Consider the following 17,564-nt stretch of genomic DNA (forward strand, 5'->3'; position numbering starts at 1 on the left):
GGCAGGCCCTTTGCGTAAGCTCCTAAAACAGCTTATTTACGCTGCCTAATCCAGTAGTTCCATTGCGCTGGCCCGGCCCCTGTTCTTGTATTGTAGGGCGCACTTTTCAGCCGTCGATGAAAATAAGACCATTACTTGCAAACAATTGCTACATTGCCTGTCTAGTAATGACGGTTAATGACGGTTTTTTGCCCACGCTACGGTAAAATGCTTGTCATCACATTATTTAATGAGCCGCATAGCATAATGAGCAACGATATTAAAAGTAATGCAACACCAGCAGCCCCAGCCGCCAACTTCCTGCGCAACCAGATTGATGCGGACTTGGCTGCAGGCACTTACGCCCGTCCGGACCTGCCAAATGTCATTACCCGCTTTCCGCCTGAGCCTAATGGCTATCTGCATATAGGCCACGCCAAGTCCATCTGCGTCAATTTTGGCCTGGCGCGCGACTATGCCGGCCTGTGCCATATGCGCTTCGACGACACCAATCCTGAGAAAGAAGAGCAGGAGTACGTCGATACCATCCTGGACAGCGTCAAATGGCTGGGCTTCAGTTGGGAAAAAGAAGTGGCTGGCAACAAGCAGACCCATCTGTACTATGCCAGCGACTATTTCGACAAACTGTATGAAATGGCCGAATACCTGATCACCGCCGGTCACGCCTATGTGGATAGCCAGAGCGCTGCCGATATGGCCGCCAATCGGGGCAACTTTGGCGAAGCCGGCAAGAATTCGCCTTTCCGTGACCGCAGCCCGGCAGAATCGCTGGATTTGTTCCGCCGTATGAAGGCTGGCGAATTCAAGGATGGCGAGCACATTGTACGCGCCAAGATAGACATGGCCTCGCCGAACATGAATATGCGCGATCCGGCAATCTACCGCATCCGCCATGCGCATCACCACCGTACCGGCGACAAATGGTGCATCTATCCGATGTATGACTACACGCATCCGCTGTCCGACGCGATGGAAAACATCACGCATTCGATTTGCACGCTGGAATTCCAGGATCACCGCCCGTTTTACGACTGGGTGATAGAGCGCTGCGCAGAAGGCGGTTTTTTCAAAAAACCTGTACCGCACCAGTATGAGTTTGCACGCCTGAACCTGACTTACATCATCACCAGCAAGCGCAAGCTGCGCCAACTGGTGGAAGAAGCCATCGTCGACGGCTGGGATGATCCCCGCATGCCTACCCTGGTTGGCATGCGCCGCCGCGGCTATACGCCGGAAGCGATACAACTGATGGCAGAACGCACCGGCGTCACCAAGTCCGACGGCTGGATAGACTACAGCGTGCTGGAAGGCTGCCTGCGCGAAGACCTGGATCCGAAAGCGCCGCGCGCTACTGCCGTACTGCGCCCGCTGAAGCTGATCATCGACAACTTCCCGGAAGGTGAACCCGTGGAATGTACATCGCCGGTACATCCGCATTTCCCTGAACGTGGCAACCGCGTCTTCCCTATCAGCAAAGAACTGTGGATAGAACAGGAAGACTTCATGGAAGTGCCGAGCAAGGGTTATTTCCGCCTGTTCCCCGGCAATAAAGTACGCCTGCGCTACGGCTATGTGGTGGAATGCACAGGCTGCGACAAAGACGCTGACGGTAACGTCATCGCCGTGCATTGCACCTACTTCGCCGATAGCAAAAGCGGCACGGAAGGCAGCGCCAACTACAAGGTCAAGGGCAATATCCACTGGGTCAGCGCGCCACATGCGCTGGAAGCAGAAGTTCGCCTGTTCGACCGCTTGTTCACAGATCCGCAACCGGATTCCGGCGGCAAGGATTTCAAACTGGCGCTGAACCCGGCTTCAAAAGAAGTCGTCACCGCCTACCTGGAACCGGGCCTGTCGGCAACAATGCCGGAAGACGTGTACCAGTTCGAACGCCACGGCTACTTCGTTGCAGACCGCGTTGATTCTGTAAAAGGAAAACCGGTATTCAACCGGGTTGTGACTTTGAAAGACTCCTGGGGAAAGTAATCGCCTGCAAGCATACTTGGGCGTAGCAAACAACCTGAGGGCTTTGAATGGAAGACGAGATCGCGATAAACATACATCGCGATCTCGTTTTTACAGTGAAATCCATCTTATAGAAATAGTCCAGCCAGCCCTGATAGGCCTGCAACTATGCTTGTTGCCTGTCGCCATACAGCATGGTCACATTGATGCGTCGATTCTCGTAACCGGGCTTGAACTTAAAACTATCCGTTTTATGGAACAAATCTGAATTGAACAAAACGACGCGATTCTGACGATGCGGGACTACAAACTCCTTGGCGCCGGAAGTGCGAAGAAATTCTGCAATCAAAGGCAGATTATTATTGTAGTCGTCAAAATTCCAGTCCAGCGGCGCCTCCTTGTCCCATATGACTAAGCCGCCACCATTCGGATCAAGATTCGCGTCATCCGGTGCCAGCCAAAAATTGACGTTGATAGCCGCATAGTCTGCATGAACGGAAATCCCCGTCAGCTCGCTATCGTATTTATATCCCCATAAGCCGCTGATACGATGCTCTCCGAAAATAGAGGGAAGCGCCAGTCTTTGCTCCTCGGCGATTTGCGCCAGCAAGGGACAGATAAAGCCGTCCTCGCAAGTACAGCCTACGTAGCCATCCCCGTAGCGCCCATCAAACCAGATAGTCGACTCCAGGCAAAAACGGCGTAAACTTGCCAGTGCCTCCGGTTTCAAGAAATTGTCGATATAAGTCATGCCGGGGGCATTCGCAAAATACGCAGACTCAATAGCAGCCCAATCCTGATCCTGGTTTAATGCGCCGCCTGCAAGCGCAGGCGCGCTATAAAAATTCGTCAAGCGATTGATATAAGGCGCAACAATCGGTTTAATGTCTGCCGGGAACTCTGCAACTGGCGAAGAGAATACATGTTCCATTCGCTCCCGTGCCACAGCCAAGGCAGCAACTGCTTCACTTGCACGTTTTACTTCAATCCCGCTGGCGACAAGAAACTCAAGTTGCTCAATGTCATGGTTCAACTTGGCCTTGGTGACCCTGGAATCCTCTTCATCCAAACCATCCATTGAGATATTGGGCGCGCGGCGTCCATACAGAGCTTGCTGAAACGGAACGACGGCAGTTTCAAAATGGCCCTGCAATTTGTTCAAATTGCCGATGTTATAACTAGCTTTCCAAAAATTGGCATCCGCCTTGAGCGCCCGTTGAAAATTTTCATATGCATCGTCAAGTCGCCCAAGCAACTGGAAAGCAACCCCGCTCCCGTTGTGCGCTCTCGCAAAATCAGGATCAATTTGAACCGCTTTTTCAAAAGCCAGTAATGCATCATCCAGCTTATTTTCGGCAAGAAACAATTGTCCTTTCAGACAATACAATTCAGCCGAATCCTGTTCAAGATCAATTGCCAATTGCAGCCAATTGCCAAATTCGGCGAAATTACGAGATTTCATTGAAAGATCGAACGCCAAGCTAAGCAGCTCCACATTATCCGGAGTCTGCCTTTGTATTTGGCGGCAGAAATTCAGTGCCGGCTCGAATTGGCCAGCATTGTAAAGTTGCCGGGCTTGGAAAATCGGATCAGGTGCAGCACTTGGCACAGGCTCTTTTTTCTCAGGTCGCGCAGCGCGTTTAAAAAGACTATTCAGTATCCGCATTCTCAAAGGTCCAATTGATATAAATATTTTAGAATTTAATGAGATATTTGCTTCACCAAGATATCAAGTCAAACTTAACATATGATTTTGACAAGCACTCTAATTTCTTGAAGGAATTTTATCAGGTGGCATAAAAACGGGAGGACTTATTCTGATGGGAATATGAACGCGTCCGGCGAACGTTTAAATGTAATAACTTGATTTTTATGTAAATCAATTACAAACTTTTGTTAAGTCTGTACTGTCTTACTTGCGAGAATGTTAGACTTGCATTGCTGCAAGCTTGCTTATAATTTGCAGCTTGACTAACAAACGCTGAAAAAACCAATACGCCCATGTTTTCTCTGCCCTTCAAAAAGAACAAGGATATCAATGCCGTCTACGAGGAAAAACGCTTCCTGATAGGCGAGGAAGAGGCGTTTTTTGGACGTTTGCGTAGGGCCTTGCCCAATTGCTATATTTTTCCCAAGATTGATCTGGTCTCGCTACTGGAACCGGGTAGTACAGATCCCAAGGTAAGGCTGGCAGAGCTGGCCCAGCTTGATGGCAAGAAAGTGGACTTTGGTGTATTCGATGCCAGCCTGGGCTTGTTGTGTGTGATCGAATTGTGCGTCAAGGACGAGACTGGCGCCTATGCGTCGAATAAGAAACTGTTTGAGACGGCAGGGATCAAGACCATACGCTGGGACAAGAATGCTTTGCCTACCTTTGAGCAGATATTAAGGATACTGGCGCCCTTCTCTACCATTGCGGCACCTAAACCAGACGTCGCTGCCAGCACCATCATGCGCACGCAGTTTGAGGAAAACCGGACAACAGATACCGTGCAGGCGATCTACCAGTCCTTGCCGACTCCAAGCAATATCGAGGCGCTGTCCATACTCGCGATTGAAAAATTGACGCCAGACCAGGCAATCAAGAAGGCATTTCCGCATGTATGGGAAAGGATTTGCCTGTTCTGCAACGAGCCACAACATTTGAAACGCTACCTGGCATCCCTGTCCTTGCAGGACCGGGGAGTAGAACGGGTGGGCTTTCCGCGTGAGGTATTACGGGAGATTTCTGCCATCCAGGCCGAGAACGAACGCTATATACAACGCGCCGTGCCAAGAACGACATGGCACAATTCCTTCATCAATCGCTGAGACCAAGACCCGGATTCGTTCAGCAAGCAAATCGCGCATCATTCACTGATTGCTTTTGCCGCTTCATTTTTTGCGGATTCGGCATCCAATAGACCCCTGATCCAGTTTTCCGCATCTTCCAGCCTCTCAAAAACCCGGCTAGGCACGCCTACCTTGGCGTAGCACGCCAGGATGGCCGGCAGCATGATAGAGATGCCCTCCACCTCGGGGCCGATCAGGAATGCCGCTCCTACCCTGCCGCGGCCTTCCAGGTTTGCCCTGTCCATTGCCTGCGTCAGCACGTCCACAACTTCGCGTCCAGCCAGCGCACTGCTGAAAATGTGTATGACTTCTCCGAGAGGGCCGGTGAGCTTGCCCTGCGCCACAAGCCGCCGCTGGATGCGCACCAGCGCGTGGATCAGCTCGATATTGAACGGACCATAGGCATCGCTATAGATGATACCATTCTCAATGCGCACATCGACTCTGCCATGCGGCCTGAAGGCGCCGATCAGGATATCGTCGGTACTACCGGTTAAAGCCTTTTCCATTCATTCCACCCGGGGGAAATTTGCCAATGGTGCTCCCTCATAGGTTATCACAAGCACAGGTTTCACGTAAGCAATCCTTAGGCTTGCCACACCCCATAGCCAGCCTCCCGTAAGCCTATCGCCAGTTCCACCTCCATCTCGGCCGCACCGCGATAGGGCATGGGATTATAAAATTCATACAGTTCAGGCAGCAGGCGCAGCCCAAATTCAAATACATACTTATTCGACTGTATGCCGGCCTTGTGCTTGTCAAAACGCACATCCGGGCTAAGACCGGTCATGCCCACGTACACGCAGGGTTTACCGGGAATGTAATCGGGATTCGCCTTTTTGAAGCGGGCTTCATACAGGACGTCCCGGGATAACTCGATGACGTAGACATTGTGGTGGTAGCGGCGTGCCATGCGGGCATTATGGAGTAATGCTGGAAAAAGAACCATCTCCCAGAGCAGCTAAAGCATAAGCACCACCCCAACCCGGTACTAAAACAAAAAGAGCCCGCATGCGGCGGGCTCTTTTAACGGCGAAAGTTCGTGATCAGCCGCGTATCTGATCGTTGTTTTTATCTTTGTGAATATGGCGCGATTGCTTGTTTTCATCGCGCTGGATTTTACGCTGCTCGCCGGCACTGACATGGCCATTTTTTCCGGCCTGAAATTCCTGGCCGTCCACTTTAGCTTGTCCGCGTTCCAGTTTGGCTACTTCATGATTGGTCAGCGAGCCGCCCTTAACGCCGTTTTCCACGCGCTGCTCCTGGTTCACGTTGCGCTGTACATCCGCCTGCATGCGACGGCTGGAAGCGGAGTTGGGATTGCCGGTCTGGGCATTGGTTTTATCCGCATGAATATCGCTGCTGACTTTGTTCTGCATATTCTGGATACGATTTTTTTCTGCCTGGCTCAACTTGCCGTCCTTCAGTGCACGGGCTTCGGTCTTGTCCACGGCTTTTTCTTCACGCTCCAGCTTGGCTGCTTCACGTGTAGAGAGCTGACCCGATTTCAAGCCGTTTTCTATCCTCTGCTGCTGGTTCACGTCACGCTGCACCTCAGTGCCAGCTGTTTGCGCAAAAGCGGCGGTTGCAAACAGGCTGCTCAGCAATACGGCGAGTAATTTTGTCGTTTTCATGTTGTATCCCTATTTTCGGTTAGAAGTTTTCTTTTTAAGTTCCCGAGCCGCGATTGTGGCGGCTCATGGGCATCTAACGCAAGGATTTCATCAGGCGATTACCGGCAAACTGTAATTTTAGTAACCAGTTGTTGCCGGGAATGTATAAGAAGACAGGAAGTCAGGCAATCGCCTGCAAGATAAGTCCAAGCTCACCCTTGGTTTCTTCCATCAGGATGCCGCTCTTTTCTTCATCTAGTTGCAGATTTTGCAGCGCAGGTGGAATCACATTCCAGTTAACCACGTCTATCGACTTGGCGACAAAATGCGCATCCAGAAAATCAGCCGTTGCAACGACATCGGTCAGTGTGGGCTTGGGGCCCAGCGGAATGTTGGGAGAGCGGCAGTCCATCACTGCAGCCTGGATGTCATCGGACAAATCCCAGTTTTCCAATATCGCTGAGCCTATGCTGCCGTGCCATTGGTCCACCAGATCCCACAGTGCCTTCTCAGAGGGAAACAGATCCTGGTAATGGCGAGCCCGGTTCAGTACGTAGAATTTGCCCACGTCATGCAGCAAACCCGCCAGCAAGGCCTTGTCCGGGTTCAGCTTGGTCAGATTCTTCGCCACTACATACGACATTGCGGCAACCCGCAGACTCCTGGTCCACAAGCCTTCCATGCGCTGCGAACTCTGGCCGGTAGATTTATGCTCGGTCAATTGCTTCATCCCTACCGAGATCGCAACATTGCGCACAGCGGCAAAGCCCAGCGCCATCGTCGCCATGCGCAGCTCAGAAATCCGTTTATTGGTGCGGTTATAAAGAATGGAATTACTCAAGCGCAACACTTGTGCAGACAAGACGGGCTCTGCGCTGATAATGCGTGCCACCGCATCATTGGAAATATCCGGATTGCTCAGGGCCTTGCGGATTTTCATTGTGGCATTCAAAGAGGTAGGAAAGATCAGCTCTTTCGCCGACAGTTCTGCTGTCAGACCCTCGATAAATTCAAATTCTCTGGCTTTTTCGTTTGCTGTCATGGCAGGTGTATCCGGTTAATTACATGCTTTTATGTAATTGTATCTGCATTGCCCGCTCTGACACGTATTTCACACTGATTCGCCAACCGGTTTTGGTGGTGGCTTTGCTGCCGGGCATATAACTACATTAGCATATTTTCAACAAATCTTGAGCGATATGCGCAAAGAGACCTGAGCACCGGTAGCTCCAGTCTGCAGCAAACCGAAAATCACGCGAACCGGCAGCCTGCACGCACGGGCAGGACAATGTCAGGAGATGGCCTTCAGTATCTGGGATAGCTCCAGCCGGGTTCCCTCACGTAGCTGATCCAGCCTTTCACGGTCCAGGTGCAGGTTCCTCAGCGCACAGGGCAAGACAGCCCAGTTGATCTCATCCAGGGTATTGGCAACGAAGTGGCGATCCAGAAAATCGGCGCTGGCGATCACGTCGGTCAGCGTAGGTCTGGCGCCAAGGGGGAGATTGGGCACGCGGTGATCCATCACCGCCGCCCGGATATCATCATCGATATCCCAGTTTTCCAGGATGGCCGCCCCTATGCTGGCATGCCATTGGTCCACCACTTCCCAGATGGTGTGCTCGGTGACGAACAGGTTCTGGTATTGGCGAGCCCGGTTGAGGATATAGAATTTGCCGATATCATGCAGCAGGCCGGCCAACATCGCTTTCTCCGGGCTGATCCTGGTCAGGTCCCTGGCCAGCACAAAAGATAGAGCAGCCACCCGCAAGCTGCGCGTCCACAGGCCTTCCATATGTTGCGACACTTGCCCCGCCGCCTGATGTTCGGCCAGTTGCTTCATGCCGACAAAAATGGCGACATGCCGGACTGCGGCATAGCCTAGCAGTAGTGTCGCAGCACGCAGTTCCGATATCCGCTTGCCGCTACGGTTGAACATCACAGAATTGCTCAACAATAGCACCTGCGCCGAAACGACGGGCTCGGAGCCGATAATCCGCGCCACATTATCATTGGAAATATCAGGATTGCACAAGGCCCTGCGGATTTTCATCGTGGCATTGAGCGAGGTCGGAAAGATCAGTTCTTTCGAAGACAGTTCCGCAGTCAACCCTTGGATAAACTCAAATTCGCTGGAGTGCTCTATCGTAGTCATAGGGAATGCGCACCTGATTGTAGGTAGATATCTAGTCCGGGCGTATTTCTTTCCCCAAGTATGTGGTGCTGAAGTCTGTGCTTGGCTTTTATTATTTATTTTTGGGGAAAGCTGATATTACATTATCACATTTCCCGGCGATCCCCAACGTGATACAACAATGCCTGTGGTTGAATGCACACTGCTTGCATGTATATATGACTGGCCATCGCGTCGCATTCCGCTGATCGCACAGTCTTGTGTATCGAATTGTTGGAAGCAGCACCGGCCGCAGCATGAATCTGGTGAAATCCATTTGTTGGAAATCTAAAAAAAATTTCCTCTCAGAAATGTAAAACATAAGATCAATACAAGGAGACCCGCATGAAAGAAAATCGTCGCAGCTTTCTCAAGTTAGGCGCCACCAGCGCAGCAGTAGGCATGCTTGGCCACGCCACGCAGGCCGCCGCACAAGAGCCGCAAATAGGAGCGATTACGCCACTGGCAGCCAAGCTGGGCCTGCGCCTGGCAACTTTTGCGCAGCGCAAAGACGACAAGCCGCGCGTCGGCGTGGTACTGGATGATGGCCGCATCATCGACATAGGCGCTGAAGCGCAAAGACAAAAACAGAAGCTGGTGTTCGATCCAGGCTCCATGCTGTCGCTGATAGCCAGTGGCGACCAGGGCGTGGCCCAGGCCCATTCATTGGCAGAGCGGGCCAGCCTGCTGAAGATGGCCAGCCCCACGGTCAACCAGGTTCGCCTGCTGTCCCCCATCCCTCGTCCGCACAGCAATATCTATGCAGTCGGCTGGAATTACCTGGACCATTTTGAAGAGGGCAAGGATGCCCGCGCCGACAAGACCGTCAGCACCTATCCGTCCAATCCTGTGTTCTTCAGCAAGGCTGTGAACACCATGAATGGTCCTTTCGACTCCATCCCCTACGATGCCAGCAATTCCACGATGATAGACTGGGAAGCAGAATTGGCCGTAATCATAGGCCAGGACGGGCGCAATATCAGTGAAGAGCAGGCAATGAAGCATGTGTTCGGCTTTGCTACCTACAACGACACCACCGCCAGGGATGTACAGCAAAAGCGCCATGGCGGCCAATGGTTCAAGGGCAAGAGCCTGGACGGCCATGGACCGATGGGACCGTGGATCGTGACCACGGCAGGGCTGAGCCTGGATGATGCTCGCATTATCTGCCGTGTGAACGGCGTCGAAAAACAAAATGCCAGCTACAAGCAGATGTACTTCAAGATCCCAAGGATCATTGCAGAACTGTCGCGCGGGCTGACACTGAGAGCCGGCGACATCATCGCTACCGGCACGCCATCCGGCGTGGGCTTTGCCCGCAAGCCGCAGGAGTTCATGAAGCCCGGCGACATCATGGAAACGGAAATCACCGGCATAGGCATACTGCGCAACACCATCAAGGCTGAAGCCTGATTAAAAGACGTGTGAAAAAAAAGCGGGCTCTTGCCCGCTTTTTTTAATTTGATTTGCTGCGCATCGAGCTGAGGAACAAGCCAAGCCCGCCCACCGCCAGCACCAGGATCACGATCAGGTCAAACAGGGACATGCTACGCAAGTCGAAATGGATGGAGCTGATGACGCCAAAAGTCAGCGCCGCCAGCGAACCCAGCGCCAGCACCCAGCCCAACAGGCTTTTGACGTTATAAAACACCATGCCTATGCCGATGATGAAAGGGATCATGATCATGCCACTGGTAATGCCATAGCTGCTGCCAAAGGCGTTCCAGCTATAGATACCCATGCCCATGCCAAAACTGGAGTGCACGGTAATCGCATTGAACAGCATATAGAAACCGCCGCACATCATGAACAGGCCAAGGAAAAACTGGCCGACACCGCCCTCTGTTCCGCCCGCACCCTTCATCGCGCTTTCTCCTTTCATGTTGCCTCCCTGTCGATTATGATGAAGCCATTGCTTCGATAGCAAGCATTGTAAATGACATTGCCGCCTTTTTAATCGGCAATATTCGTACAGAATAACCGCCTTTCAGTACAAGCCGCCACTGGCAAAAAAGGAAACCCTTCTATGACATTTGAGCTCTATTGTGTGGGCTGGACTCTCGTGCTGGCCATCGTCCAGATTTTGCTGGCTTCGCTGACCAGGACTGCCCAGTTCGGTCCCAAGTGGAATATGGGTGCTCGCGATGGAGAAACGCCGCCGTTGAATCCAGTATCGGCCCGCCTGCTGCGTGCCCAGGCTAATCTGTTTGAAACCATGCCGGTTTTTATCGCCGCAATCCTGGTAGCCGCAATCGCCGGGCGCACCGGTGAGCTAACGCATTGGGGCGCACTAATCTACCTGACAGCCAGGGTCGTCTATGTCCCGCTGTATGCGCTCGGAATACCTGTGGTGCGCACCCTGACATGGAGCATCTCCATGGCCGGTATTGTGATGTGCCTGCTGGCCATTTTGCGCTGACAAGATGGCAGATATATTTCCGGTACTGCATACGCCGCGCTTCCTGCTCAGACACATAAGCGGAGCCGATGTCGGACAAGTCTTTCGCGGACTGTCGCACCCTCAGGTAACCGCCTACTACGGCATCTCTTATACGAGCCAGGAAGCCACTCAGGCACAGATAGACTGGTACCAGGAACTGCTCGATCAGCAGACCGGCATCTGGTGGGGCATATGCCTGCAAGAGACGCCAGGCGAACTGCTCGGAGCCTGCGGTTTTTATGAGTGGAACAAGGACAACCGCAATACCGATATGGGCTACTGGCTATTGCCGGAACACTGGGGTTCAGGCGCCATGCAAGAATGCCTACACGCAATACTCCAGCATGCGTTCAGCCAAATGCATCTGCATCGGGTAGAAGCCGAGGTAGAGCCGGAAAACACGCCCAGCAGCCGCCTTCTGCTCAAACTGGGTTTTCAACTGGAAGGCACACGCCGTCAATGCGAATGGAAAAATGGGCACTTCGTGGATCTGGAGTACTACTCGCTGCTGGCAAGTGAACTCAAATAAATGAGCTCAAGTAAATGCTCTCAACTTTAACGGGCAGTTAGAGTGCCGGATTTTTCCATTTTTTTTCCAGCACGGCATAGGTGCCGTTGGCGCGTACAGTCTGCAAGCCCTTGTCCAGCAGATCTGCATATCTGGCGGCTTCCGGCCTGAGTTTGGAGAAGCTGACGAACAATTTATCTTCCGTCACTATGCCGACCTGGCGTATCTTGCCTTGCAGCTCACTGGCGTAGAAAGCATTAAGATAGTCGACCACGCGCGTATAGACCAGCGAATATTCCGACCTCCCCAATAACAGCTTGCGCAAGCTGGAAATATCCGTAGGCGCATCCTCCCTGAATATGCGATTATCTTTTTCCACTTCATCGCCATAGGTATAGCCATGCGTGAAGCCAACGCGATGGCCCTTCAGTTCGGCCACGGTAATCTTTTGCGCAGCCGCGTCGGCACGTGCGTAGATACCGATCACCGCCTTGAAAATAGGCTCTTTGTGGAACACGAACTCCTGCCCCAGTTTGGCGTCGTTCAGACTATCGAAACAGCCCATAGCCTGCCCTGTCTGCACCAGCATCAGGCAACGCGCATAGGGCGCGGCGACAAACTGGACTTTCACACCGACTGAAGCGTAAGCCGCGTCGATGACGTCTACGGCAAAACCTTGCAACTGGCCATTTTTCAAAGCGGAATACGGATACCAGTCATCCTCCCCTATCAGGGTGATGGTTTCAGCGCGCAAGCCGGGGCTTGTACTGAACAGCAAAACGCATATCAAGAAAACACGCAGCATGAGGGCGATGAAGCGAGAGGATTTTACGAAGAACTCAATATGTCAATTTATTAGAATTCAAATGAGTTCTAATGATTGAGGCCGGAGCGTGATGCCTTGTAATTATCAGGGGAGAAACAAAAGCAGATTGCAAAATAGTGTATCGGCGCAAAATGTTTCTCAAGAGAACTTTACCCTATATTAATGCAGCGCCAGGTGTTTGCGGACGGCATCTATCAGGAGGCTGGCAAATCTGTTGTGTATTTGCCGAAGAGACTCTGAACGGTATTTTCCAGGGAGATCCGTTTTGCATTCTGCGATGGAAACAAACACTTACAAACTGCAGGTCAACGATGCGTGGATTTCGGGAGTTATATCCTCACATGTTTTCATATAACTGGAGAAAACCATGCGCACAAAACCGCTCTTACTGATTGCAGCCATCATCGCTGCCTCTAGCCTGTCTGGCTGTGTCGTCTACCCTGCACGCGGCGGCTATTATGGCGGCGGTGGCGGCGTCTATGTAGAACCACCGCCTGTCGTCGTCTCGCCCGGATACTACGGAGGCTGGGGCTACCGGGATCACTGGCGCAGGTGGTAAGCGCTGCAATAACCGTCAAAGTAAAAGAGATGAGAATAGACGCGAACCTGCGTCTATTTTTTTGCTTGCTTGAAGGAAATGGAAATTTCTGCGAGCGGCTATGCTGACTTAGCCGGCACTTTGATGTTCAACAGAAGTTTCTACAGATAGCATCACTATCCGTGATGCGATGAAAGCAGAGGGAGTGGCCGCAAGCCAGCGGCCTGGAAACCGAAAAACAGATGCCTATCTGGATCTATTCTTCCTGTCAGTCTCTATCAAATCCCAGCCAAGCTGACGCCGGATTTCCTTGATATCAGGCGGCGGACAATGCTCCTGCTGCCGGTGCCTCAAGTACTCTCTGACCTGTTCCTTGGTCGGATGCTGATTTTGCTCCATTGCCTCACCTCACTGACTGTGTGTATGCTTGTAATGCAGTCTATAAGCAGTAAACGCGGTAGGGCTAGGTCTGTTGACCCACAGCAGGCATTTTTGAGCGTTAATCGCACAATTTTACAGTTTTGTTGTTTTTGCACATATGACAATTGAAAATATGGCCATTACCTCCGCCACAAAACACTCTTCCACATTGCAGGCCGACTGGTATTTCGACTTCAATTCCCCGTATGCGTATTTGCAGCTGGAACAGTTTGACTGCCTGCCGTCAAACCTGGAAATCCATCTACGTCCCATCGTATTCGGTGCCTTGCTTGGCCATTGGGAGCACAAGGGGCCGGCCGAGATACCGGAAAAGCGCAAACATACCTATCGCTATTCCCAGTTTCGGGCGGAACAGCTGGGCATCCCTTTTAGAATGCCACCTGCCCACCCGTTCAATCCCATGCCCATGCTAAGGCTGGCAATAGCGATGAATTCCGAAAAAGCATTGATCCAGAAAATCTTTCGCTACATATGGCAAGCGGGTAACAGCATGACCACGGCAGAAGACTGGCAAAACTTGTGCGCTCACCTGGACATAAAGAATGCCGATGAGTTGATCAGCCAGGAAGAAGTGAAACTGCAATTACGTGCCAACACCGACCGCGCAATTGCACAAGGCGTATTCGGCATTCCTACTTTTGTGGTGGACGGGCAATTATTCTGGGGAGAAGATGCAACTGCGATGCTTCTGCATCATCTTGCGCATCCAAACTGGCTGGAATCGCAAGAGGTGCAGCGCATCAGCAATTTGCCGGTGGGCATAGTAAGGAAAATCTAAGCGCAGCTTGCCGCCCTTGATACTCTTGCCGCTATTGCGTCTCAATAAAACCTGGCGGCGGCATTGACTCTAGTTCTTAACGCTGTACTTCCACGCCCTTCCAAAAAGCGACGTAATCGGCAATCTCTTTCGCTGCATCCTTGGGGGCATGATAAGTCCAGGCCGCATCTTGATTCAGCTTGCCATCGACCACAAGGTCATAATAATTGGCCACACCCTTCCATGCGCAGATCGTCTTTTTTTCGCTGGCTTGCAGATAGTCCTTGTTAACCGATCCAGGGGGAAAATAGATATTTCCTTCTATAAGCTTGATCTGGTCTTTCTTGGCATCGGCGATGACTACGCCGTTCCATATTGCTGTTGGCATCGTAACTCCTGAGATGATTGGTTCCAGACCCGTAGTTTAGGTCTTTTCTCGCTTCACTGCATGGCAGGAACAATTCCCGGCAATGCCGGATTCGGCGAATAAAAAGGGCCGGCAACAGTGCCGGCCCGGAAAATTTTCAAAGCATGCGAGAGCTCATTTGGCTCGCATGAATGTCTTGCGTCAGTCCCGGCTTTGCATCATCAGTTCGGTCAACAATACAGCTTGCACTTTATTGACCTTCATCTGGCTGTTGATCTCTTTCTTGAGTTCATCCTGCATAGCCTTGAAGCCATCCGGAGTACGCAAATCCAATGGATTGACTCGGGATACGACGATCTGAAAAATTTCCTGGATAACCTTCTTATTGGTTTCCAGCCACTCCTGGTCTTCGGCATCGACTTGTATCGTGACCTGCAGCCTTGCCACTTGGCCGTCGACATTAATGACTGCGGGCGGCAAAGCTGAGTATGTGAGCGCCGCCTCGTTGGTAGGCTCCCTCTGCACATAAGAATAGATGCCGCCAGCGAACAACAGCATCCCCACCAAGGCCAGGCTCGCTGCATACTGCGCAAAATTATCCTTGCGGCGCAAATTTGAGACCGCCGGTTTGCGCGCCTGGCTGCGGCCGAAAGCATCCTGGGTTTCTTCAGGCGGTGGAGATGTGACGAACTGTCTGCGGGGACGCTTGCGCGTAGTTTCAGCGGCATTGGCCTCTGCTGCGGCGGCCAATGAGGCCGTGGCTGAAGGCACAGAGCCTGCGCTATCGAAGGAGTCTGCCGCGCTCTGGGCAAAATCCTTGCCATCCAGGCCCACGCCTTCAAACTCTAATTGTGAACTAAGCGGAGCTGCAGTATTTTGCTTAGGCATATGAGTGACCGTCTCTAATGACTACAATGACAATAAAAAGCGAGTACAGCGTCAGAAACAGCGAAGCAATTCGCGTCAGACACTACAAGAATGGTGATTTTTACTACAGACAGCTTGCCGATTTCTATCGTCAGCTCTTGTATCCAGGAAATTCGGATGCTTTGCCTACAATTATGGCACCATAAAATGCCGCATGGCAACATTTTTCGGAAATATCCCGTTAAATTTACTAGGATGTACAAGAAGGCTAAGCATTTCGGCAAATCTGCCGTAGCTAGTCTTAGGGGTGCGCTGGCTACATGGCTGCTTGATATATGTTAAGCATCGTACATACCCTGCAAAAATTTACAGACAGGATGCATCATGGATACATCTCTCACTCCGCTGCTCCCCGTGCAGCACTCAGCTAATCTGTCTCCAGTGGAAAGTATTGCTGCGGGCAGCCTTTCTACTGTTCAAACTTTTGCTGTATCGACCGCCGATACGGTAACTGCAAACGATGACGTCGTGGAACTTTCCGGTGCCGCAAGACTACTGTCTGCCGCGTCGTCTGCCCAAAGTGCCGCGAGCGCCACCGGTAGCCAGAACAACTTTGGCGGAGTGCTGAATGCGGCATTGAATTTTGTCTCCGCCTTCAATAATCTGAACGACAGCCTTGGCGCCAACAGCCTCAGCCAGTTGAACTCGCCAACAGACATCGCCTCGACCGACATATTTGGCGGCATATTCAATAATTCGCCGGGATTGAACGGCACTGATCTGTTGTTGCAGGCCCTGATAGATACGCCGGTCAACACAAGCACCGGTCCGTCCGGGCAGGAGAGTAAACCCACCAGCCTGCTGACAGGCTTGAGCAATATCGGCATTACCGTGCAGACTTCACCGTTGACCGGAACTTTTGCACTGACTATCAATGCGCAGACGCTGGAAAGCGCCTTCAATAGCGACCCCTCAGGCACAAGCGGCATTCTGAACCAGGCAACCGCATCCTTCGCGCCAATTGCCGCGAACCTGCTTACTCAAAGCAATGATCTGTTTCTGACAGAGCAGAGTCTGGCGACGCCAACGCTGTTGCCTAATATATTTTCCGACCAGCTGGATCTGCCGCAAGCGACTAGCAACCCTGCCGCATCAAACATAGTGGCGGAAGCAAATAGCGAATTGCAAAGGACATTGGCCAATGAGGCGCTGGGCGACGCAATCAGTACGACGCAGGCTACAAATGCTGCAAACAATAGCATCGCAGATATTGCTCCGATAACGACGACAGCCACGGCTCCGGTTGCCGCGACATCTGACTCAGCAAACACCGCAGCGACAGCCAGTGCGCTAAGTCCGAACGCAAGCAGCCCCGCCACAACAAGCACGGCAAATACCGCAAATACCGCAACCGCAGTAGCCAACCCCGAAGCCGAACAGGAAAATACCGCAGCAAGCACTGGCGCCGCCACAACTGCAACTACCGATCAGATACAAGCGCAAAATCAGGCTAAGATCCAAACCCTGCAGGACATACAAGACCAGCAAAGAACCCAGGCAGCCCAAAATGCACTTGAGGTACAGAACACACAAGACACACTTCGCACCCAGGCGGACCAGGTCGCGCAAAGCAACCGGGCTAACCTGGATCTTCAAAATGCCCGTCTAATCCAGAACACACAGGATGCCCAGGCCAGCCAGAGTACGCTAGCCCAGCAAGAAACGCAGACGGCAGCGGCGATTAGTGAAGCGGACGAGCAAACGAATAACGTATCGTCTGCAGCAAACGCAGGCGCGACCAATGTTGTACCAGCCAATGCCGCACCCGTGAGCACTACCCCTGTCGAAGTTACTGCTGATACGGCTCTCCGCACCGACCTCGACTTGAATCCGGCCAATGCATCCACGCTTGCCGCGACAAATACCGCGACGGCGGCAACTGATGCAACGAGCACGGCAACAGCAACTGTAACACCGGCGATCACCGATATCGTTCCTACGATTGATCCCGCATTCGCCGCAGCCATCGCGGCATACAACCTGAGAACCCCTGCCAATATGATTATGGATACCAGGGGAGCCAGGGATCTTGGCAATATCGTCGTCGATGCAGTCAACAGCGTGGAATCGGCTTCCGCGATCCCACCTGTAACGCTGGACGTGCATGATCAAGTCGCCGCTGCGCAGAGAAATGAGCTACTTAGAAATGCTGTGCCTCGCCCTCCGTCCAGGAGTTGATG

The 17,564-nt window shown here is 52.2% G+C and carries 18 protein-coding genes; 8 read left to right on the plus strand and 10 right to left on the minus strand.

Going from position 1 to position 17,564, the window contains the following annotated elements; genetic code table 11:
- The first annotated feature begins 246 nt into the window (after nt 1–246).
- Nucleotides 247–1,986: a glutamine--tRNA ligase/YqeY domain fusion protein gene (locus IEW12_RS08590; RefSeq protein ID WP_188565489.1), complete on the plus strand. Its 1,740-nt coding sequence runs from the start codon at nt 247–249 to the stop codon at nt 1,984–1,986.
- Nucleotides 1,987–2,131: 145 nt separating this feature from the next.
- On the opposite strand, the gene IEW12_RS08595 is transcribed toward IEW12_RS08590, so the two are convergent.
- The gene (locus tag IEW12_RS08595; protein ID WP_188565490.1) at nt 2,132–3,631 is read right to left on the minus strand and encodes a tetratricopeptide repeat protein; all 1,500 of its coding nucleotides are present in this window, start codon (nt 3,629–3,631) and stop codon (nt 2,132–2,134) included.
- Between the two features lie 335 nt (nt 3,632–3,966).
- Between IEW12_RS08595 and IEW12_RS08600 the strand changes: the two genes are divergently transcribed.
- A complete protein-coding gene (locus tag IEW12_RS08600; RefSeq protein ID WP_188565491.1) occupies nt 3,967–4,776 on the plus strand; it encodes a DUF2726 domain-containing protein in 810 nt (269 codons plus the stop codon).
- Between the two features lie 38 nt (nt 4,777–4,814).
- On the opposite strand, the gene IEW12_RS08605 is transcribed toward IEW12_RS08600, so the two are convergent.
- The 5 genes from IEW12_RS08605 to IEW12_RS08625 all read right to left on the minus strand — a co-directional run bounded on the left by IEW12_RS08605 (nt 4,815) and on the right by IEW12_RS08625 (nt 8,562).
- The gene (locus IEW12_RS08605) at nt 4,815–5,306 is read right to left on the minus strand and encodes a hypothetical protein (RefSeq protein WP_188565492.1); all 492 of its coding nucleotides are present in this window, start codon (nt 5,304–5,306) and stop codon (nt 4,815–4,817) included.
- A gap of 77 nt (nt 5,307–5,383) precedes the next feature.
- Nucleotides 5,384–5,710, minus strand: a complete 327-nt coding sequence (locus IEW12_RS08610) for a hypothetical protein (RefSeq protein WP_188565493.1) — start codon at nt 5,708–5,710, stop codon at nt 5,384–5,386.
- Between the two features lie 133 nt (nt 5,711–5,843).
- Nucleotides 5,844–6,431, minus strand: coding sequence for a hypothetical protein (locus IEW12_RS08615; protein WP_188565494.1), 588 nt, complete (start codon nt 6,429–6,431; stop codon nt 5,844–5,846).
- Nucleotides 6,432–6,591: 160 nt separating this feature from the next.
- Nucleotides 6,592–7,452, minus strand: a complete 861-nt coding sequence (locus IEW12_RS08620) for an HDOD domain-containing protein (RefSeq protein ID WP_188565495.1) — start codon at nt 7,450–7,452, stop codon at nt 6,592–6,594.
- Nucleotides 7,453–7,701: 249 nt separating this feature from the next.
- Entirely contained in the window at nt 7,702–8,562 is an 861-nt protein-coding gene (locus tag IEW12_RS08625) for an HDOD domain-containing protein (RefSeq protein WP_188565496.1), read from the minus strand.
- A 363-nt stretch (nt 8,563–8,925) separates the two neighbouring features.
- Between IEW12_RS08625 and IEW12_RS08630 the strand changes: the two genes are divergently transcribed.
- Nucleotides 8,926–9,993: a fumarylacetoacetate hydrolase family protein gene (locus IEW12_RS08630; protein WP_188565497.1), complete on the plus strand. Its 1,068-nt coding sequence runs from the start codon at nt 8,926–8,928 to the stop codon at nt 9,991–9,993.
- Nucleotides 9,994–10,036: 43 nt separating this feature from the next.
- On the opposite strand, the gene IEW12_RS08635 is transcribed toward IEW12_RS08630, so the two are convergent.
- Nucleotides 10,037–10,462: a hypothetical protein gene (locus IEW12_RS08635; protein ID WP_229750993.1), complete on the minus strand. Its 426-nt coding sequence runs from the start codon at nt 10,460–10,462 to the stop codon at nt 10,037–10,039.
- A 144-nt stretch (nt 10,463–10,606) separates the two neighbouring features.
- Here IEW12_RS08635 and IEW12_RS08640 point away from each other — a divergent pair, with 144 nt between their 5' ends.
- Together IEW12_RS08640 and IEW12_RS08645 are read left to right on the plus strand one after the other, a co-directional pair.
- Nucleotides 10,607–10,999 (plus strand): MAPEG family protein, encoded by a 393-nt coding sequence (locus tag IEW12_RS08640; RefSeq protein WP_188565498.1) that lies wholly within the window; start codon nt 10,607–10,609, stop codon nt 10,997–10,999.
- A gap of 4 nt (nt 11,000–11,003) precedes the next feature.
- Nucleotides 11,004–11,549 carry a GNAT family N-acetyltransferase gene (locus IEW12_RS08645; RefSeq protein ID WP_229750994.1) on the plus strand — a complete coding sequence of 182 codons (546 nt, stop codon included), beginning with the start codon at nt 11,004–11,006 and terminating at the stop codon, nt 11,547–11,549.
- 37 nt (nt 11,550–11,586) lie between these two features.
- Here the strand turns inward: IEW12_RS08645 and IEW12_RS08650 are convergent, their stop codons facing one another.
- On the minus strand, nt 11,587–12,306 hold the full coding sequence (locus IEW12_RS08650; RefSeq protein ID WP_188565499.1) for a substrate-binding periplasmic protein: 720 nt from the start codon (nt 12,304–12,306) through the stop codon (nt 11,587–11,589).
- A 415-nt stretch (nt 12,307–12,721) separates the two neighbouring features.
- On the opposite strand from IEW12_RS08650, the gene IEW12_RS08655 reads away from it, so the two are divergent.
- Nucleotides 12,722–12,913: a hypothetical protein gene (locus IEW12_RS08655; RefSeq protein ID WP_188565500.1), complete on the plus strand. Its 192-nt coding sequence runs from the start codon at nt 12,722–12,724 to the stop codon at nt 12,911–12,913.
- Between the two features lie 517 nt (nt 12,914–13,430).
- On the plus strand, nt 13,431–14,111 hold the full coding sequence (locus IEW12_RS08660; RefSeq protein WP_229750995.1) for a 2-hydroxychromene-2-carboxylate isomerase: 681 nt from the start codon (nt 13,431–13,433) through the stop codon (nt 14,109–14,111).
- A 76-nt stretch (nt 14,112–14,187) separates the two neighbouring features.
- Here IEW12_RS08660 and IEW12_RS08665 read toward each other — a convergent pair whose 3' ends face one another.
- On the minus strand, nt 14,188–14,478 hold the full coding sequence (locus IEW12_RS08665; RefSeq protein ID WP_188565501.1) for a DUF427 domain-containing protein: 291 nt from the start codon (nt 14,476–14,478) through the stop codon (nt 14,188–14,190).
- A gap of 180 nt (nt 14,479–14,658) precedes the next feature.
- Complete coding sequence (locus tag IEW12_RS08670; RefSeq protein WP_188565502.1) at nt 14,659–15,345, minus strand: flagellar basal body-associated FliL family protein; 687 nt, start codon at nt 15,343–15,345, stop codon at nt 14,659–14,661.
- Between the two features lie 363 nt (nt 15,346–15,708).
- On the opposite strand from IEW12_RS08670, the gene IEW12_RS08675 reads away from it, so the two are divergent.
- A complete protein-coding gene (locus IEW12_RS08675) occupies nt 15,709–17,562 on the plus strand; it encodes a hypothetical protein (RefSeq protein WP_188565503.1) in 1,854 nt (617 codons plus the stop codon).
- Nucleotides 17,563–17,564 lie beyond the last annotated feature (2 nt).

The organism is Parundibacterium terreum, assembly GCF_014636315.1.
Taxonomy (GTDB): Bacteria; Pseudomonadota; Gammaproteobacteria; order Burkholderiales; family Burkholderiaceae_D; genus Undibacterium; species Undibacterium terreum.